General features: G+C 70.1%; 15 protein-coding genes. 9 read left to right on the top strand and 6 right to left on the bottom strand.

Going from position 1 to position 16,716, the window contains the following annotated elements:
* Positions 1–7: 7 nt before the first annotated feature.
* Together MFF01_RS08655 and MFF01_RS08650 are read left to right on the top strand one after the other, a co-directional pair.
* Positions 8–1,306, top strand: a complete 1,299-nt coding sequence (locus MFF01_RS08655; protein WP_238223954.1) for a lipoprotein-releasing ABC transporter permease subunit — start codon at positions 8–10, stop codon at positions 1,304–1,306.
* Between the two features lie 83 nt (positions 1,307–1,389).
* Positions 1,390–2,103, top strand: a complete 714-nt coding sequence (locus MFF01_RS08650) for an ABC transporter ATP-binding protein (RefSeq protein ID WP_238223952.1) — start codon at positions 1,390–1,392, stop codon at positions 2,101–2,103.
* A gap of 31 nt (positions 2,104–2,134) precedes the next feature.
* On the opposite strand, the gene MFF01_RS08645 is transcribed toward MFF01_RS08650, so the two are convergent.
* Positions 2,135–3,385, bottom strand: coding sequence for a glycosyltransferase (locus tag MFF01_RS08645; RefSeq protein ID WP_238223950.1), 1,251 nt, complete (start codon positions 3,383–3,385; stop codon positions 2,135–2,137).
* Between the two features lie 564 nt (positions 3,386–3,949).
* On the opposite strand from MFF01_RS08645, the gene dnaE reads away from it, so the two are divergent.
* Positions 3,950–7,450 carry a DNA polymerase III subunit alpha gene (dnaE, locus tag MFF01_RS08640; RefSeq protein WP_238224333.1) on the top strand — a complete coding sequence of 1,167 codons (3,501 nt, stop codon included), beginning with the start codon at positions 3,950–3,952 and terminating at the stop codon, positions 7,448–7,450.
* Between the two features lie 109 nt (positions 7,451–7,559).
* Here dnaE and MFF01_RS08635 read toward each other — a convergent pair whose 3' ends face one another.
* Positions 7,560–8,249, bottom strand: a complete 690-nt coding sequence (locus MFF01_RS08635) for a gamma-glutamylcyclotransferase (RefSeq protein WP_238223948.1) — start codon at positions 8,247–8,249, stop codon at positions 7,560–7,562.
* 41 nt (positions 8,250–8,290) lie between these two features.
* Complete coding sequence (locus MFF01_RS08630; protein ID WP_238224331.1) at positions 8,291–8,677, bottom strand: hypothetical protein; 387 nt, start codon at positions 8,675–8,677, stop codon at positions 8,291–8,293.
* Between the two features lie 132 nt (positions 8,678–8,809).
* Between MFF01_RS08630 and recO the strand changes: the two genes are divergently transcribed.
* Positions 8,810–9,550 (top strand): DNA repair protein RecO, encoded by a 741-nt coding sequence (recO, locus tag MFF01_RS08625; RefSeq protein ID WP_238223945.1) that lies wholly within the window; start codon positions 8,810–8,812, stop codon positions 9,548–9,550.
* 53 nt (positions 9,551–9,603) lie between these two features.
* Positions 9,604–11,853 carry a DNA topoisomerase IV subunit A gene (parC, locus tag MFF01_RS08620; RefSeq protein WP_238223943.1) on the top strand — a complete coding sequence of 750 codons (2,250 nt, stop codon included), beginning with the start codon at positions 9,604–9,606 and terminating at the stop codon, positions 11,851–11,853.
* Between the two features lie 82 nt (positions 11,854–11,935).
* On the opposite strand, the gene infA is transcribed toward parC, so the two are convergent.
* On the bottom strand, positions 11,936–12,208 hold the full coding sequence (gene infA / locus MFF01_RS08615; RefSeq protein ID WP_055947419.1) for a translation initiation factor IF-1: 273 nt from the start codon (positions 12,206–12,208) through the stop codon (positions 11,936–11,938).
* A gap of 312 nt (positions 12,209–12,520) precedes the next feature.
* Positions 12,521–13,648, bottom strand: coding sequence for a branched-chain amino acid ABC transporter substrate-binding protein (locus tag MFF01_RS08610; RefSeq protein WP_238223935.1), 1,128 nt, complete (start codon positions 13,646–13,648; stop codon positions 12,521–12,523).
* Between the two features lie 228 nt (positions 13,649–13,876).
* On the opposite strand from MFF01_RS08610, the gene MFF01_RS08605 reads away from it, so the two are divergent.
* Genes MFF01_RS08605 through MFF01_RS08590 form a run of 4 tightly spaced genes read left to right on the top strand, consistent with a single transcriptional unit; the run spans position 13,877 to position 16,506 of the window.
* Complete coding sequence (locus MFF01_RS08605; protein WP_238223932.1) at positions 13,877–14,200, top strand: XdhC family protein; 324 nt, start codon at positions 13,877–13,879, stop codon at positions 14,198–14,200.
* An 8-nt stretch (positions 14,201–14,208) separates the two neighbouring features.
* Positions 14,209–14,910 (top strand): XdhC family protein, encoded by a 702-nt coding sequence (locus tag MFF01_RS08600; RefSeq protein ID WP_238223930.1) that lies wholly within the window; start codon positions 14,209–14,211, stop codon positions 14,908–14,910.
* On the top strand, positions 14,907–15,929 hold the full coding sequence (locus MFF01_RS08595; protein WP_238223927.1) for a molybdopterin-binding protein: 1,023 nt from the start codon (positions 14,907–14,909) through the stop codon (positions 15,927–15,929). Before MFF01_RS08600 ends, MFF01_RS08595 begins: the two co-directional genes overlap by 4 nt.
* Positions 15,922–16,506, top strand: coding sequence for a nucleotidyltransferase family protein (locus MFF01_RS08590; RefSeq protein WP_238223925.1), 585 nt, complete (start codon positions 15,922–15,924; stop codon positions 16,504–16,506). The genes MFF01_RS08595 and MFF01_RS08590 overlap by 8 nt, the downstream gene beginning before the upstream one ends.
* A 4-nt stretch (positions 16,507–16,510) precedes the next feature.
* On the opposite strand, the gene MFF01_RS08585 is transcribed toward MFF01_RS08590, so the two are convergent.
* Positions 16,511–16,678, bottom strand: a complete 168-nt coding sequence (locus MFF01_RS08585) for a DUF2256 domain-containing protein (protein WP_238223924.1) — start codon at positions 16,676–16,678, stop codon at positions 16,511–16,513.
* Positions 16,679–16,716: the final 38 nt, after the last annotated feature.

The raw sequence follows: 16,716 nt of genomic DNA, 5'->3' as shown, positions 1-16,716 counted from the left end.
GTCCGCCATGGCGGCGGCGATGATGGAGCGGCTGAAGGGGGCCGGCGCCCTGTTCCGGCGGGGGGGCACCCCACCCTTCGCCGGGTTCGAATGGATCCTGGCCGGGCGCTACCTGCGTGCGCGCCGCCGTGGTGGCGGTGTCTCCGTGGTGGCGTTCTTCTCGGTCCTCGGCATCGCCCTGGGTGTGGCCACCCTCATCATCGTGCTCTCGGTGATGAACGGCTTTCGCACGGAACTGCTCTCGAAGATCGTCGGCATCAACGGCCACGTCTTCGTCACACCCATCGACCGGCTGTTCACGGATTTCGAGGACCTGTCCGACCGCCTCTCGAAGGTCGCCGGGGTCCGCGCGGCCATTCCCCTCGTCGAGGGGCAGGCCTTCGCCTCTTCGCCCTATGGCGGCAGCGGCGTGCTCGTGCGCGGCATCCGGGCCGAGGACCTCGACAAGATCGGGAGCATCGCCAAGAACATCCGCGGCGGCACCCTGGAGGGGTTCGACGACGGCACCGGCGTCGCCATCGGCCGGCGTCTGGCAGAGGCGCTGGGCCTCCAGGCCGGCGATTCCATCACCCTCTCGACGCCGAAGGGCGCCACCACGCCGTTCGGCACGGCGCCGCGCACGAAGGCCTACACCGTCAAGGCGGTGTTCGAGATCGGCATGACCGAGTTCGATTCGACCTTCGTGTTCATGCCCCTCGCCGAATCGCAGGCCTTCTTCAACCGCGACGCCGATGTCAGCCTCATCGAGATCTACCTCGACGATGCCGACGGGGTGGCGGCCATGCGGCCCGACCTCGAGATGGCGGCCGAACGCCCGGTGCTGCTGACCGATTGGCGCCAGCGCAACCGCACCTTCTTCGGCGCCCTCGAGGTGGAGCGGAACGTGATGTTCCTCATCCTCAGCCTCATCGTGGTGGTGGCGACCCTCAACATCGTCTCGGGCCTCATCCTGCTCGTGCGCGATAAGTCGAGCGACATCGCCATCCTGCGCACCATGGGGGCGACCCCCGGCACGGTGATGCGGGTGTTCCTCATCAATGGCGCCCTCATCGGCATCGTCGGGACGCTGAGCGGCCTCGGCCTCGGCATCCTCATCACCCTCAACATCAAGCCGATCCAGCGGGTGCTGTTTCCCTCCGCCTGGGACCCGACCGTGCGGTTCCTCGCCGAGATTCCCGCCGAGATGAACACCCGGGAAATCACCGTGGTGGTCGTCACCTCCATCGCCCTGTCGCTCATCGCGACCCTGTATCCCTCGTGGCGCGCCGCCCGACTCGATCCGGTGCAGGCCCTGCGCTACGGCTAACGCATCGTCCCGAAAGGCGGTGGCCGGCTTTCGAACGAAGACGATGCGGACACCAAAGACGAGCGGCCCCCGAGAGGATCTCCATGGAAACGAAAGCCGAGGCGCCCGGCGCGCAGCCGGTCCCGGCCCTGTTCTTCGCCAAGGTCGAGCGGCGCTACGCCCAAGGGGCGGGGGCGCTCGATATCCTGCGCGGCGCCGAATTCGCCCTCTGGCCCGGCGAACTCGTCGCCCTGGTGGCGCCGTCGGGGGCCGGTAAATCGACCCTGCTGCATATCGCCGGCCTGCTGGAGCGGCCGGATGCGGGCGAGGTCTATATCGGCGGCCGGCCCACCGCCGCCATGGCAGATGCCGAGCGCACCCGCATCCGCCGCGAGGAGATGGGCTTCGTCTATCAATTCCACCATCTCCTGCCCGAGTTCTCGGCCCTTGAGAACGTGGTGATGCCCCAGCTCATCCGGGGCCTGTCCCACAAGGAGGGCAAGGCCCGGGCGACGGAACTCCTGAGCTTCCTCGGCCTCAAGGACCGCCTCGCCCATCGTCCGGCCGAGTTGTCGGGCGGAGAGCAGCAGCGCGTCGCCATCGCCCGGGCGGTCGCCAACGGCCCGCGCCTCCTGCTGGCCGACGAGCCGACCGGCAACCTCGATCCGCATACGGCTGCCCACGTGTTCGGTATCCTCGTCTCCCTCGTGCGCGCGTCCGGCCTCGCCGCTCTGGTGGCGACTCACAACATGGACCTCGCCGCCCGCATGGACCGGCGGGTGACCATTCGCGAAGGGCTGATCGAGCAGCTCGACTGATCCGGACACCGGCCGGTTCGAGCCGATCAGCTCATCGGCTCGCGATCAGGCGCTCGATCGCGTCGCAGGCGGTGACGATGCCGTCCTCGCGCGACACTCGGGCTCGCGCCGTCGCGCAGGCCTCCGCCACGGTGTTCGAGGCGAGGAGGCGGTCCAGGACCCGGGCCGCCCGGGCGGGGGTGAAGCGGCGGCGGCGGAGGACGGCGCCGAGGCCGAGGCGCTGAAGGCGCAGACCCTCGTCGAAATGATCGAACGCCACCGGGATCACGAGCTGCGGAATGCCGGCGGCGAGGGCTTGGGCCACGGTGCCGACGCCGCCGTGGTGGATCAGGGCGGCGGCGCGCGGCAGGAGGGTGCTCAAGGGCGCGTAGGGCAGGTGCACGATCCCCGCGGGAAGATCCGTGGGCACCTGACCGTCTTGTGGAGCGAGCAGGACGCCGCGTCGGCCCGTGACCCGGCACAGGGCGCAGGCGGTGCGGAAGAAGGCCTGCCCCTGCCGCATCGCCGAGCCGTAGGTGAAGACCAGGGGCGCGGGGCCGGCATCGAGGAAATCCGCCAAGTCCCGGCTCAGGGCCTGCGCATCGCCGAAGCGATCGACGAGGGGAAAGCCGACCTGCGTCGCCTGTGCCGGCCAATCCGCCTGAGGCGCGGCGAACCAGTCCGGGAACATCAGGAGGATACGCGTCGGACTGTTCCACCAGTGCCGTAAACGGCGCACGGGGGAGAGATCGAGGCGCTGGCGCAGGGCGTTGAGCCGGGGCAGGGCGGCCCGGTCGATGACGTAGCGGTCGGCGCCCCGGCCGAGCCAGTGCCGCAGGCGGGACGGCAGGCGGTGGGCGAAGGGAATCCCCGGCAGGACCGGAGCCGCGTCCCGGCTCTCTACCATCATGGGCATGACGTGAACGGTGACGACGGGCAGGCCGAGTTTGTCCTGCGCCACGCGCGCGCCGACGCCGAGGGTGGAGGCGACCACGAGGGTCTCGCCCGGTCGGCTCGTGCGCGCGAGCCAGTCGTAAGTCCATTCCGTCGCCGCCGCGAAATGCTCGAACAGGACCGACGCGCCCCGCCGCGGATGCCACAGGTCGGGCGATGCGACGGCCCGGTCATAGTCGGCGCAGGTGCCGAGGGCATGGAACGGCAGGTCGGCGCGTGCGGCCAGGCACGCGAACGGGGCCGGTGCCGCGAGGATCACGGCATGTCCGCGCCGCACCAGTTCGGTGCCGAGGCCGATGAAGGGAAGCACGTCGCCATGGGAACCGACGGCCACCAGTTTGATCTGCATGATTGCCTTGTGACGCGGAACGCGGATGTTGAATTGGAGAAGAGCGTCCGTCTTCGTGGATGATCACGATGTGTGGGCCGGTAAAAACTTTTCCATCTCGGTGACGTGCGGCATCACACGCCGGCCAAGTGGGGTTGCAGGCCTGAATACCGGATCGAATCGAATTCTAAGTGCTGGAAACGGAAGAGAATCTTGTGATCTAAATCAATTCATCGTCAGCGCGATGCTCGATCGCCCCAGTTGGCATCTGAAATCAGCTGATTGACGAATGATTGACTCTGTTCGGCGCGAGCAGCGGCTTTCCACTTTACATAGAACAAAACAGGAACAAAATAGGGCTCTCAACAGAAGGCAGGGCCGATGTTCAAGCGGATGATCCTGACCGGCATGGTCGAATTCATGGCCTTCGGGCTCCTGGCGGGTGCGGTCGCGATCTGGGCCGTAGCCTTGGCACCGTTAAGGTAGGCGTTGCACCGGCATCACGGGCGCGACCTCTCCACAGACAAACGAAAAGGGCGCGCCTTTCGGAATGGATTCTTCACCATGACGGGTCCACGTGAGAGCATGGCGCGCATCCTCAAAGATCCTGGCTTCGTCCATCTCCATGTCCACTCGTCGTTCTCGCTCCTCGAAGGGGCCCTGAAGGTCGGGGACATCGTCAAGGCGGCGGCGGCCGACCGGCAGCCCGCCCTGGCGCTCACCGACACCAACAACCTGTTCGGGGCGCTGGAATTCTCGGAAAAGGCGTCGGGTGCCGGGCTCCAGCCCATCGCCGGCCTGCAGGTGACCGTGGCGTTCGAGACGCCCGACCCGATGGCGCGGGTGGCGCCGGGGCAGGCCGGCTGCGCCAACATCGTGGTCCTCGCGCAGGACGAGGCGGGCTATGCCAACCTCCTGCGGCTGGCGAGCCGCGTCTATTTCGACGGCGCGCTGGGCGACGCACCCCGGGTGAGCGCGGCGGGGCTGGCGGAATGCGCCGGCGGCCTCATCGCCCTCACGGGCGGCACCACTGGGCCCCTCGACACGGCCCTGCGCCAGGGCCGTGCGGAACTCGCCGCCGCGCGCCTCGCGCAGCTGAAGGGTGCGTTCGGCGAAGACAATCTCTACGTCGAGATCCTGCGCCATGGCCTGTCCGACGAGCGCGCCGTCGAGCGGGAATTGCTCCGCCTCGCCGATTCCAACGGCCTGTCCATCGTCGCCACCAACGAGCCGTTCTTCGCCAAGACCGGAGATTACGACGCCCACGACGCCCTGCTCGCCATCGCCGACGGGCGCCTCGTCTCCGACGAGCGTCGCCGCAAGCTCACCCCGCGCCACGGCTTCACCACCCGCGCGCAGATGGCCGAGCTGTTCTCGGACCTGCCGGATGCCCTGAACGCCACCGTCGAGATCGCCATGCGCTGCGCCTATCGCGTGCGCACGCGCAAACCCATCCTGCCGAATTTCGGCGTCGTGGCGGCGCTGGACGCCGCCGCCCCCGACGTCGCCGCGGCCCCGCCCCTGGACGAGCCGGAGGAGCTGCGCCGTCAGGCCATCGCCGGCCTTGACCTGCGTCTCGCGCAGCACGGCACCGCGCCCGGCATGACCGAGCAGGTCTACCGCGACCGTCTCGCCTTCGAGCTCGACGTCATCGTCGGCATGAAGTTTCCCGGCTACTTCCTCATCGTGTCGGACTTCATCAAGTGGGCGAAGGACCACGACATCCCCGTCGGACCCGGCCGCGGCTCGGGCGCCGGCTCCCTCGTCGCGTGGTCTCTCCTCATCACCGACCTCGATCCGCTCCGGTTCGGCCTGCTGTTCGAGCGCTTCCTCAACCCCGAGCGCGTCTCGATGCCCGACTTCGACATCGACTTCTGCGTCGATGGCCGAGAGCGGGTGATCCAGTACGTGCAGGCGCGCTACGGCGAGCGCCAGGTCGCCCAGATCATCACCTTCGGTACGCTGCAGGCGCGCGGCGTGCTGCGCGACGTCGGCCGCGTCCTCGAGATGCCCTACGGGCAGGTCGACAAGCTGACGAAGCTCGTGCCGCAGAACCCCGCCAACCCCGTGACGTTGACCCAGGCCATCGAGGGCGAGCCCAAGCTCCAGGCGGCCATGGAGGAGGAGCCCATCGTGGCCCGCCTCATGGAGATCGCCAAGAAGCTCGAGGGCCTGCACCGCCACGCCTCGACCCACGCCGCCGGCGTGGTCATCGGCGACCGGCCCCTCGAACAGCTCGTCCCCCTCTACCGCGATCCGAAGACCGGGATGCGGGTGACCCAGTTCAACATGAAGTGGGTCGAGGCCGCCGGTCTCGTGAAGTTCGACTTCCTGGGTCTGAAGACCCTGACCTTGCTGCGGTACTGCACCGACCTTCTGGCCAAGCGCGGGATCATCGTCGATCTCGCGTCGCTGCCGCTGGATGACAAGGCGACCTACGCGCCGATGAAGCGCGGCGAGACGGTGGGCGTGTTCCAGGTGGAATCCGCCGGCATGCGCAAGGCGCTGGTCGAGATGCAGGCCGACCGGTTCGAGGACATCATCGCCCTCGTGGCCCTCTACCGGCCCGGCCCCATGGCCAACATCCCGGTCTATTGCGAGCGCAAGCTCGGGCGCGACGCCGGCAACGAGGCGAGCTGGTATCCCCACGCCAAGCTGGAGCCGATCCTGCGCGAGACCTTCGGCATCATCGTCTACCAGGAACAGGTGATGGAGGTGGCCAAGGTCCTGGCCGGCTATTCGCTCGGCGAGGCCGACATGCTCCGCCGCGCCATGGGCAAGAAGATCAAGGCGGAGATGGACGCCCAGCGCGACCGCTTCGTAAAGGGCTGCATGGAGCGCGAGCTTACCAAGGCCAAGGCCGACGAGATCTTCGATCTGCTGGCCAAGTTCGCCGATTACGGCTTCAACAAATCACACGCCGCCGCCTACGCCCTGCTGACCTACCAGACCGCCTACCTCAAGGCGAACCATCCGGTGGAGTTCCTGGCCGCCGCCATGCAGCTCGACATCGACGTCACCGACAAGCTTGCCGAGTTCCGCCAGGACGCGCAGCGCCTGAAGATCACCGTGGAGCCGCCCTCCATCAACACCTCGGGCGTCAACTTCGAGGTGACGGACGGGCGGATCGTCTACGCCCTCTCGGCCATCAAGGGCGTCGGGCGCGGCGCCGTCGAGGCCGTGGTCCAGGCGCGCGGGACCACGCCGTTCAAGGAACTCGCCTGCCTCGCCCGCCGCATCAACCCGCGCCTCATCAACAAGCGCACCCTCGAGAACCTCGTCTCGGCCGGGGCGCTGGACGTGCTGGAGCCCGACCGGGCCCGGGCCTTCGCCGCCATCGAGCCGATGATGAAGCTCGCGCAAGGGGCGGCGGAGGCCGAAAGCACCGGCATCGCCGACATGTTCGGCGGCGTCACCTCCACCGACGTGACCCTGCGGGTGCCCGCCTACGAGGGCTGGCCCATGGCGGAGAAGTTGAAGCGCGAATACGACGCCATCGGCTTCTTCCTCTCAGGGCATCCGCTCGACGAGTACGGCGATCTCCTTGGCAAGCTCCGGGTCCAGACCTGGGCCGAGTTCTGCCGGGCCGTGCGGGCGGGCACCACCAGTGTCGGGCGCGTCGCGGCCTCCGTCCTCGACCGGTCGGAGCGACGCACGAAGACCGGCAACAAGCTCGGCATCGTCATCCTGTCCGACCAGACCGGGCATTTCGAGGCGATCATCTTCTCCGAAGGCCTCGGGCATTACCGCGAGATCCTGGAGCCCGGCCGCCCCCTCGTGCTCCAGCTTCAGGCCAACCTCGAAGGCGAGGATGTCCGCGCCCGCATCATGACGGCCGAACCCCTCGACGTGGCGGTGGCGCGCCACCAGAAGGGCATGCGCGTGTACCTGCGCGACGAGCGACCGATTCCGTCCGTGCAGCAGCGCCTGCAGGTGCGGGGCGAGGGCGAGGTCTCCCTCATCCTCCTCCTCGACAACGGCGACCGTGAGGTCGAGGTGAAGCTGCCGGGCAAGTATCAGGCGACGCCGCAGATCGCCGGGGCGCTGCGGGCGGTGCCGGGCGTGGTGCAGGTGGAGGTGAACTGATCCGGGGTTCCGAGGGGATCATCCCCTCGGCGGGTGTCGGGCGGAGCCCGATGTCTCTCCGGGGCACTGCCCCGGCCCCCGCGAAGGGCTCGGCCCTTCGAACCCTGATTCAGGAGGCGGCCCGCGCCTCCAAGCGTTCGGCGACGAGAGCCTGCAACGTCCACAGGTGCAAATCCAGAATCCCCTCCCGCGCGCAGGCCTCCGCGGTGCGGAACAGGTACTCGGCGCTGGGCCCGAGATGGCCGGCGCCCGTGGCGATGCGGTCGGCGATCTCCGCCTCCGTGAGGCGGCCGGTGTAGCGGTCGCTGGCGCGGTTGACGACGAAGGTCAGGGCCGTCACCGGTCCGGCCTCCGTCTCCACCGTCACCCAGCGGCCGAGATAGCCGTTGCCGCGCATCTCCCGGCGCCAGACCGGCAGCAGGGTCGCGTGGGGATCCTCGTCCGCGAGCCGGAAGGCGACGCCCCGGCACAGGCCGCCCCGGTCGAGGGCCAGCACGAGGCCGGGCCGCGCGACGCTGCCGCGGAACCGGCGCTGCAGCAGGCAGAACCGGCGGTGATAGCCCCGCACGGTGCCCGTGCGCCGTTCGGTGAACGTGAATTCGGGCTGCCAGATGAGCGAGCCGTAGCCGAACACCCAGAGCCCATCCTGCGGCTCCGGACGCCGGGTGAGCACCCGGGTGAGGCCGGGGCCGAGTTCGTCGTCGGTGAGGAGGGCCAGCGCCGAGGGGTCGTCGCGGACGGGATCGGGATGGGCGCGGGCGATGAGGTCGAGGCTGAGACTCAGGGGGCGTTTGGGCATGGCCGCATGGTTCCATCGGCTCCGTGCCCGGGCAAGGGGGATCAGGTCCGGTTGCCGAGGGTCTCCAACTCCGCGAACGGCTCGGTGCGGTGGCCGGAGCAGACCTCCTCGTCGTCCTCGATGACGCTCAGCACCCCGCCGGTGTCGCGGATCACGGCCTTGGCGCGTTCGCCCTTGCCGAAGGTGCGGCCCTTCATCCGCGTCGAGACGCAGTAGAGGGTGCGCCCGCCATCCTCGAACGGCCCGGCGATGCGGCTGTGCTCGAACCGCACCGGGATCACCGAGACCGCGCCGAAATCCGTCTGCGCCAGGGCGAGGGTGGCGATCCGGGTGCGCAGGGACGCGCCGGCCGGCGGCGCCGGGCGGGGCGTGCAGGCCGGAAGCGCAAAGACGAGACCAAGCAGCAGGAGCCGAACCGAACCACCCATCGTCATGCCCCCACGCTTTCCCGCAGCGTGCAAGCTTAAGCCTGTTCCCGGTCTGCGGGAAGTTTCTTCGCCCGACGATCCCATCCGTCGCGGCCCTTTTCCTTCGCACCGGCAACGGCCTATGACAGGCTGATGCAATGGACCGACGACGGCCTCGTGCTCGGCCTGCGCCGGCAGGGCGAGACGAGCGTGGTGCTCGAACTCATGACCGCCGCCCACGGGCGCCATCTCGGCCTCGTCCATGGCGGGCGCTCGCGGCGGATGCAGCCGGTGCTCCAACCCGGGAACCGGGTGCAGGCGACCTGGCGCGCGCGCCTCGACGAGGGTCTCGGCGCCTTCGCCGTCGAGCCCGTCGAATCCGTCGCCTCGCGCCTCATGGGCTCGGGCCTCGCCCTCCACGGCATCGCCCACCTCGCCGGCCTGCTGCGCCTCCTGTCCGAGCGCGACCCCCATCCCGAACTCTACGCCGCCGCCCGCCTCCTCATCGACCACCTGCACGATCCCGACATCGCGCCCCCGCTCATGGTCCGGTTCGAACTCGCGATCCTGGCCGAACTCGGCTTCGGCCTCGATCTTTCGGCCTGCGCCGCCACGGGAGGCAACGACGCCCTGATCTACGTCTCGCCCCGTTCCGGACGGGCCGTGAGCGCATCCGCCGGCGAGCCCTATCGCGACAAGCTTCTGGCGCTGCCCGATTTCCTCCGCGAAAGGGAGCCGGGTGCGCCCCTGCCGATGACCCCCGATGGGCGCGACGTTACCGCGGGGTTTACCTTGACGGGGTACTTCCTCGACCAGCACATCTGGGGGCCACGCGCGATCGTCCCCCCGGACGCACGCACGCGCTTCGTTGCCTTGGGCACCGGAAGCGCCTAGATCGTGTTCTTGATTTGTTCTGATTTGGGGCGCGGGCGCCCCCGGAGATGGTGATGGGTCAGCCTTTCGAGCCACCGTCGGGCTCCGACGGCATCGAGAGCGTCGAGCTGAAATCCGCGCTCGAGGACCGCTACCTCGCCTATGCGCTCTCGACGATCATGCATCGGGCGCTGCCCGATGCCCGCGATGGCCTGAAGCCCGTCCACCGCCGCATCCTGTTCGCCATGCGGCTGCTGAAGCTCGATCCGACATCGGCTTTCAAGAAGTGCGCCCGCATCGTCGGCGACGTCATCGGCAAGTACCATCCCCACGGCGACACGGCGGCCTACGACGCCCTCGTGCGCATGGCCCAGGACTTTGCTCAGCGGTATCCCCTCGTCGACGGCCAGGGCAATTTCGGCAACATCGACGGCGATAACGCCGCCGCCCAGCGCTACACCGAAGCCCGGATGACGGAGGTGGCCCGCCTCCTCCTCGAAGGTCTCGACGACGATTCGGTGGATTTCCGCCCGAACTACGACGGGCAGGAAGAGGAGCCGGTGGTGCTCCCGGCGGCCTTCCCGAACCTCCTCGCCAACGGCTCCCAGGGCATCGCGGTGGGCATGGCGACCTCGATCCCGCCCCACAACGCCGCCGAACTCTGCGACGCGGCGCTCTACCTCATCGGCCATCCCGACGCGACCTCGGCCCAGCTCCTCACCTTCGTGAAGGGGCCGGATTTCCCCACCGGCGGCATCCTCATCGACAGCGCCGAATCGATCACCGAGGCCTACCGCACCGGGCGCGGCGGGTTCCGCGTGCGCGCCCGCTGGGCGAAGGAGGATCTCGGGCGCGGCACCTGGACCATCGTCGTCACCGAGATCCCCTACGGCGTGCAGAAGGCCCGCCTCATCGAGAAGCTCGCCGAGCTGCTGCAGGAGCGTAAGCTGCCCTTGCTCGCCGACGTGCGCGACGAATCGGCCGAGGATGTCCGCATCGTCCTCGAGCCGCGGGCCCGCAACGTCGATCCCGTCATCCTCATGGAATCGCTGTTCCGGCTGACCGAGCTCGAGGCCCGCATCTCGCTCAACATGAACGTGCTGGTGGGCGGCCTCGTCCCCCGGGTCATCGGCCTCGCCGAAGCCCTGCGCGAATGGCTCGACCATCGCCGCGTCGTGCTCCAGCGTCGCTCGCGCCACCGCTTGGCCCAGATCGACCGCCGTTTGGAGATCCTCGGCGGCCTGCTCATCGTCTACCTCGACCTCGACGAGGTGATTCGCATCATCCGCGAGGAGGACGAGCCGAAACCCGCCCTGATGGCGCGGTTCGCCCTCACCGAGGTGCAGGCCAACGCCATCCTCGACACCCGCCTGCGCTCCCTGCGCAAGCTCGAGGAGATGGAGCTCAAGCGCGAACTCGACACGCTGACCAAGGAGAAGCACGGGCTCGAGGAGCTGCTGGGCTCCGACAAGCTGCAATGGGCCGACATCACCAAGCAGATCCGAACGGTGAAGAAGACCTTTGGTCCCGAGACGAAGATCGGCGCCCGGCGCACCACCCTGGAGAACCCGCCCGACACCGCCGGGATCGACTTCACCTCCGCCATGGTCGAACGCGAGCCGATCACCGTCATCGTCTCGGCCAAGGGCTGGATCCGCGCCCTGAAGGGGCACGTCGCCGATCTCTCCGGCATCGCCTTCAAGGGGGACGACAGCCTCAAGATCGCCTTCCCGAGCGAGACGACGGCGAAACTCCTCGTGCTCGCGTCCAACGGCAAGGTGTTCACCCTGGAGGCGGCGAAACTCCCCGGCGGGCGCGGCTTCGGCGATCCGATCCGCCTCATGGTGGATTTCGACGACGGCACCGAGATCGTCGCGGCCCTGCCGTATCAGCCCGGCGCCAAGCTCCTCGTGGCGGCTTCCGACGGGCGCGGCTTCGTGGCGCCCGCCGACGCCCTCGTGGCCAACACCCGCAAGGGCAAGGGCATCATGGGCCTCGACGAGCCGGCCACCGCGACCCTGCTGGTGCCGGCGAGCGGCGACCACGTCGCCGTGTGCAGCGCCGACCGCCTGCTCCTCGTCTTCCCCCTGGCGGAGATGCCCGAACTCGTGCGCGGCAAGGGCGTGCGCCTGCAGCGCTGCCGCCAGACCACCCTGACGGATGCTTGCGTCTTCACCCTCGCGGAGGGGCTACCCTGGCGCGAGACCGGCGGCGAGGCCCGTCTCGCCAGCGCGAGCGTCCTTGAGAAATGGATGGGCCACCGATCCGACGCCGGCACCCTGATGACGCGCAGCTTTCCGAAGTTCGAGCGGTTCGGAAAGTGAAGTAAAAATGGCGATGCCCGCCGAAGCGGGCATCGCCATTGAGACACGTTCAGTCTCGAAGGGCGCCCCTGGCGCCCATCGTTCAGCGGCGGCGGAACTGGCCGCGCATGGGCGGACGCGGACCGGCGGAACGCTCGTCCTTGTGACGGAACACGAGGCGGCCCTTCTCCAGGTCGTACGGCGACATCTCGACGGTGACGCGGTCGCCGGCCAGAGTCTTGATGCGGTTCTTCTTCATCTTGCCGGCCGTGTAGGCCACGATCTCGTGCCCCTGGTCGAGCTGCACGCGGTAGCGTGCGTCCGGCAGGATCTCGATCACGAGACCGTCGAACTGCATCAACTCTTCTTTCGCCATCCACACTCTCCAGCCGGACAGCCTGAACGGGGCGACCCGGGATATAAAACGAAGCCGTTCGGCAGAACGCGGCGGGCGGCGGGTCCGATCCCATCGGATGCGCAACACCGGCGAGCGTTGCCCCGACATAATGTTCGGGCTCGCGCGAAGCAAGCTTTTCCGGGCGAACGCCGAATTTCATCGACAGGAGATCGTCGGGACCGGGCGCTGCGTCGAAGTCCTGCGTCGGTTCACTTTGCCGGCCGTCCCGTCGAAACCATGGCTCGGGTCAGGTCGGTCGCACCGCTGATCTCGCCGCGACGCCGCGTGGGATCACGGGTCGATCGAACTGCCCGCGTAGTCGAGTCTGCCGTCCGGGGTTCGGCGCCAGACCTGCAGGGTGTAGGCCGGACGCTGCGGATCGGCCTTGAGGTCGCCGCGCCCATCGTAGGCGAGGGAGCCGAGCACCGTCTTCACCGGCTGTCCCCCGTGGAGGAAGGCGGCCACCGCCCGGCCCTGCGTCGAGCGTGCCCCGACGATGCCCGCGCGCAGCACCTCGACGGCGGCATAGCCCTGCGCCGCGAAGGCGTCGAGCTCCGGCGCACGAGGCTTGGCCGGCACGCCCCTGGCTTCCGGCGGGCGCGGCAAGGGTGGGGAGGCGGGGGCGAGCGTCATCACCGTCCCCTCGGCGGCGGGATTCTGCGACAGCTCCCGGTCGAGGAGACCGTCGCTGCCGACGAGGGGCGCGCTGAGCCCGGCCTCGCGCATGGCCCGCAGGAGCACGCCCGCTTCCGCCGCGAGGCCACCGAAATACACCACCTCCACCCCGGCCCGCTTCAGGCGGGCGACGAGGCCGGACGGGTCCTTGTCGCCCCGCGCCAGGGTCTCGAATGCCGCTTCGCTCTGGCCGGCGGCCTTCAGGGCGCGGGCCACCCCGTCGACGAGGCCGCGCCCGAACGTGGTCTTGTCGTGCACGAGGCCGATGCGCCGGCCGGCGAAATGTCCCGCGAGGTAGGCGCCCGCCACCGCGCTCTGCCCGGCCTCGTTGGCGCCGGTGCGAAACACGTTCCAGTATCCGCGCGCCGTCAGGGGCGCCCAGGCGATGCCCGGCGTCACCGCGACGATGTCCGATTCGGCGTAGACCGGCACGACCGCGCCGGCCACGGCGGCGTTGAGGGGGCCAACGACGAGGCCGACCCGCTCGGCGGCGAAACGGCGAGCCACCGCGAGGCCCTGTTTCGGATCCCCGGCATCGTCCGCCACCATGAGGCTAAGGCGCCGGCCGTCGATCCCGCCGGCCCGGTTGATGTCGGCCACCGCCTGCTCGGCCCCGGCCCGCATGCCCTGGCCGAAGGCGGCATCCGGCCCGGTCAGGGGCGCCGACAGGCCGATGGCGACGGGGGCCGGCTCGGCCACGGCGGCGCCTGCGAGGAGGATGAAGGCCACCGCCAACGATTTCATGCCGGCCGTCTCCCTGCGTGCCATACCGTCATCCGCCGAGGGCCTTGCGGCACCGACGGCGACCGCTCTGTTGAAGCCTGACGACAATAGGGGGGCCGTCGGCGTGCGGAAAGTCACCTCCGGGCATCGGAGGGCCGACCGGCCGGATTGTTGCCGGGTCGGGGGAGCCTAACTCCTGGTCTGCGTGTTGCGAGGAGAGGGGCGGGCGTCCCGATCCGGAGTCACCCCATGCTCTCCACCGAAACCGATATCCTCAGCGCGGCCGAGGCGTGGCGCCGGGCCGGACGCGGCGTCGCCCTGGCCACCGTGATCGAGACCTGGGGGTCGGCGCCCCGGCCCGTCGGCAGCCACCTCGTCGTCGACGGGGAGGGCAACTTCCTCGGCTCCGTCTCGGGGGGCTGCGTCGAAGGCGCCGTCATCACCGAGGGGATCGAGGCCATCGCCGACGGCCGCGCCCGCGTCGTCGAATTCGGCGTCGCCGACGAGACCGCGTGGCGGGTCGGCCTCTCGTGCGGCGGGCGCATCCGCGTCTACGTCGAGCCCATCACCTGAGGCCCGTCATGCAGCTCGATGTCCTGACCCGTCTCAACGCCGAGCGCGTCGCCCGGCGGGCCGCCATCCTGGTCACCGACCTCGACGGCGGGGCCCAGCGCGTGGTGTGCGAGGCCGATATCGCGGCCGATCCCCTGGCGGACCTCCTGGCACGACGCCTCGCGTCCGGCCGCAGCGGCATCGCCGAGGTCGAGGGGCGCCAGCTCTTCCTCACGGTCCAGGCGCCCCCCGTGCGCCTCGTGATCGTCGGGGCCGTGCATATCAGCCAGGCCCTGGGTCCGATGGCCACGGCCCTCGACCTCGCCGTCACGGTCATCGACCCGCGCACCGCCTTCGCCACGCCCGAACGTTTTCCGGGAATCGACCTCGTCGGCGCGTGGCCCGACGAAGCCCTCGGCGCGGCGGTTCCGGTCCTCGACCGTTACTGCGCCGTCGCCGCCCTGACCCACGATCCGAAGATCGACGACCCGGCCCTGGCGGCGGCCCTGCGGGCGGAGTGTTTCTACATCGGCGCCCTCGGCTCGAAGAAGACCCATGCGGCCCGTGTCGCCCGGCTCGCGGCGGCCGGCTTCGCGCCGGAGGCCATCGGCCGGATCGCGGCCCCCATCGGGCTGAACATCGGCGCCATCAGCCCGGCCGAGATCGCCGTCTCGATCCTGGCCGAGATCGTGGCGGTCCTGCGCGCGCCCCGCGACCGGGCCGCACCATGAGATTCGGCGCCGTGCCGACCCGGGAGGCGGCGGGCCTCATCGCGGCCCATACGGTGCGCGCCCATGACGTGATCCTGCGCAAGGGGCAGCCGATCCCGGCCGAGGATGCGGCCCGCCTCGATGCGGCGGGCATGGGCGAGCTCGTGGCCGTGAGCCTCGAACCAGGCGATGTCGGCGAGGACGCGGCCGCCGCCCGCCTCGCCGCGCGCCTCGCCGGATCGGGCCTGCGCCGCGAGGCTCCGTTTACGGGGCGCTGCAACCTGTTCGCGACGGAGCCCGGCCTCCTGCGCGTCGACCGGGCCGGCATCGACGCCGTGAACGCCGTCGACGAGGCCATCACCGTGGCGACCCTCCCGGATTACCGCCCGGTGGTGACTGGCGAGATGGTGGCGACGGTCAAGATCATCCCCTACGCCGTGGCCGGAGCCGCCCTCGACCGGTCCTGCCGGGTCGCGCCCGACGCGGCCCTGCGGATCGTACCCTATGTCCGGACCCGTGTCGGCGTGGTCTCGACCCTGCTGCCCGGCCTCAAGGCGGCGACGGTGGACAAGACTCTGACGACCCTCGGCCGGCGTCTCGCGCCCGCAGGGGCGGCCGTCGTCGCCGATCTGCGCGTGCCGCACGAGGCGTCGGCCGTCGGCGCGGCGATCCGGGCCGTCACGGCGGAGGGCGCCGACCTCGTGGTGGTGTTCGGCGCCTCCGCCATCTCGGACCGGCGCGACGTGATCCCGGCGGGCATCGAGGCCGCCGGCGGCCGGGTCGATCACCTCGGCATGCCCGTCGATCCCGGCAATCTCCTCCTCGTCGGCGGGCTCGGGGACGTGCCGGTCATCGGAGCCCCCGGCTGCGCCCGCTCGCCGAAGGAGAACGGGTTCGACTGGGTGCTGCATCGCCTGCTCGCGGGCCTCGCCGTCACCCGGGCCGACATCGTCGGCCTCGGCGTCGGCGGCCTCCTCATGGAGATCGTCTCGCGGCCCCAGCCCCGCTCCGGCGGCACCCCGGCCGACGACGATGCCTGACTTCGGCCTCGTGCTGCTGGCCGCCGGGCGCGGCACCCGCTTCGGACCGGCGCCGAAACTCCTCGGCCTCCTCGATGGCGAGCCCCTCGTCCGCCACGCGGCGCGGGCGGCCCTCGACGCGCGGCTCGGCCCGGTGGTGGTGGTCCTCGGCGCCCATGGACCGGCCGTCCGCGCCGCCCTCGGCGGCTTGAGCGTGATCTTCATCGAGAACCCGGCCCATGCCGAGGGCCTGTCCACATCCCTGCGTGCCGGCCTCGCCGCTCTGCCGCAACCCGAGGCCGTCCTCGTGCTACTGGCCGACATGCCGCGCATCGGGCCCCATCACCTCCAGGCCCTGGTACAGGCTTTCTCGCAGCCCGGCCCGGCCCCGGCCGCCGTGGTGCCCGTCCATGCCGGCCAGCGCGGCAATCCGGTCCTGCTCAACCGGCGCCTCCTCGCGGCGGAACTCGCGGCCCTCACGGGCGATCGCGGCGCCGGTCGCCTCCTCGCCCGCCGCACCGACATTCGCGAGGTCGCCCTCGACCCGGCGGTGCTCCAGGACGTCGACACGCCCGCCGCCCTCGCGGAGCTCGTCTGACACCTCAGGATTGCGCGTCCGGCCGGGCACGCTTCGCGTCCGCGCGGCAGCGGTCGGAACAGTAACGGACCTCGTCCCAGACCCGCTCCCATTTCTTGCGCCACGTGAACGGCTTGCCGCAGGTGACGCAGATCTTCGTGGGGAGGTCGGCCTTCTTGCGCATCCGCGCCATGGAGTCTCTCGCGTCCAGTGTCTCGGTGCGCCGAACGG

The organism is Methylobacterium adhaesivum (genome assembly GCF_022179065.1).
Taxonomy (GTDB): Bacteria; Pseudomonadota; Alphaproteobacteria; order Rhizobiales; family Beijerinckiaceae; genus Methylobacterium; species Methylobacterium adhaesivum.
The sequence above is the reverse complement of the archived record's forward strand: the minus strand, read 5'-3'. Positions and strand labels throughout refer to the sequence as shown.

Bases quoted from the DNA above. Each gene is read 5' to 3' on its own strand.
- MFF01_RS08655 (WP_238223954.1), top strand. From the start codon at position 8: ATGGCGGCGGCGATGATGGAGCGGCTGAAGGGGGCCGGCGCCCTGTTC.
- MFF01_RS08650 (WP_238223952.1), top strand. From the start codon at position 1,390: ATGGAAACGAAAGCCGAGGCGCCCGGCGCGCAGCCGGTCCCGGCCCTG.
- MFF01_RS08645 (WP_238223950.1), bottom strand. From the start codon at position 3,385: ATGCAGATCAAACTGGTGGCCGTCGGTTCCCATGGCGACGTGCTTCCC.
- dnaE (WP_238224333.1), top strand. From the start codon at position 3,950: ATGGCGCGCATCCTCAAAGATCCTGGCTTCGTCCATCTCCATGTCCAC.
- MFF01_RS08635 (WP_238223948.1), bottom strand. From the start codon at position 8,249: ATGCCCAAACGCCCCCTGAGTCTCAGCCTCGACCTCATCGCCCGCGCC.
- MFF01_RS08630 (WP_238224331.1), bottom strand. From the start codon at position 8,677: ATGGGTGGTTCGGTTCGGCTCCTGCTGCTTGGTCTCGTCTTTGCGCTT.
- recO (WP_238223945.1), top strand. From the start codon at position 8,810: ATGCAATGGACCGACGACGGCCTCGTGCTCGGCCTGCGCCGGCAGGGC.
- parC (WP_238223943.1), top strand. From the start codon at position 9,604: ATGGGTCAGCCTTTCGAGCCACCGTCGGGCTCCGACGGCATCGAGAGC.
- infA (WP_055947419.1), bottom strand. From the start codon at position 12,208: ATGGCGAAAGAAGAGTTGATGCAGTTCGACGGTCTCGTGATCGAGATC.
- MFF01_RS08610 (WP_238223935.1), bottom strand. From the start codon at position 13,648: ATGAAATCGTTGGCGGTGGCCTTCATCCTCCTCGCAGGCGCCGCCGTG.
- MFF01_RS08605 (WP_238223932.1), top strand. From the start codon at position 13,877: ATGCTCTCCACCGAAACCGATATCCTCAGCGCGGCCGAGGCGTGGCGC.
- MFF01_RS08600 (WP_238223930.1), top strand. From the start codon at position 14,209: ATGCAGCTCGATGTCCTGACCCGTCTCAACGCCGAGCGCGTCGCCCGG.
- MFF01_RS08595 (WP_238223927.1), top strand. From the start codon at position 14,907: ATGAGATTCGGCGCCGTGCCGACCCGGGAGGCGGCGGGCCTCATCGCG.
- MFF01_RS08590 (WP_238223925.1), top strand. From the start codon at position 15,922: ATGCCTGACTTCGGCCTCGTGCTGCTGGCCGCCGGGCGCGGCACCCGC.
- MFF01_RS08585 (WP_238223924.1), bottom strand. From the start codon at position 16,678: ATGGCGCGGATGCGCAAGAAGGCCGACCTCCCCACGAAGATCTGCGTC.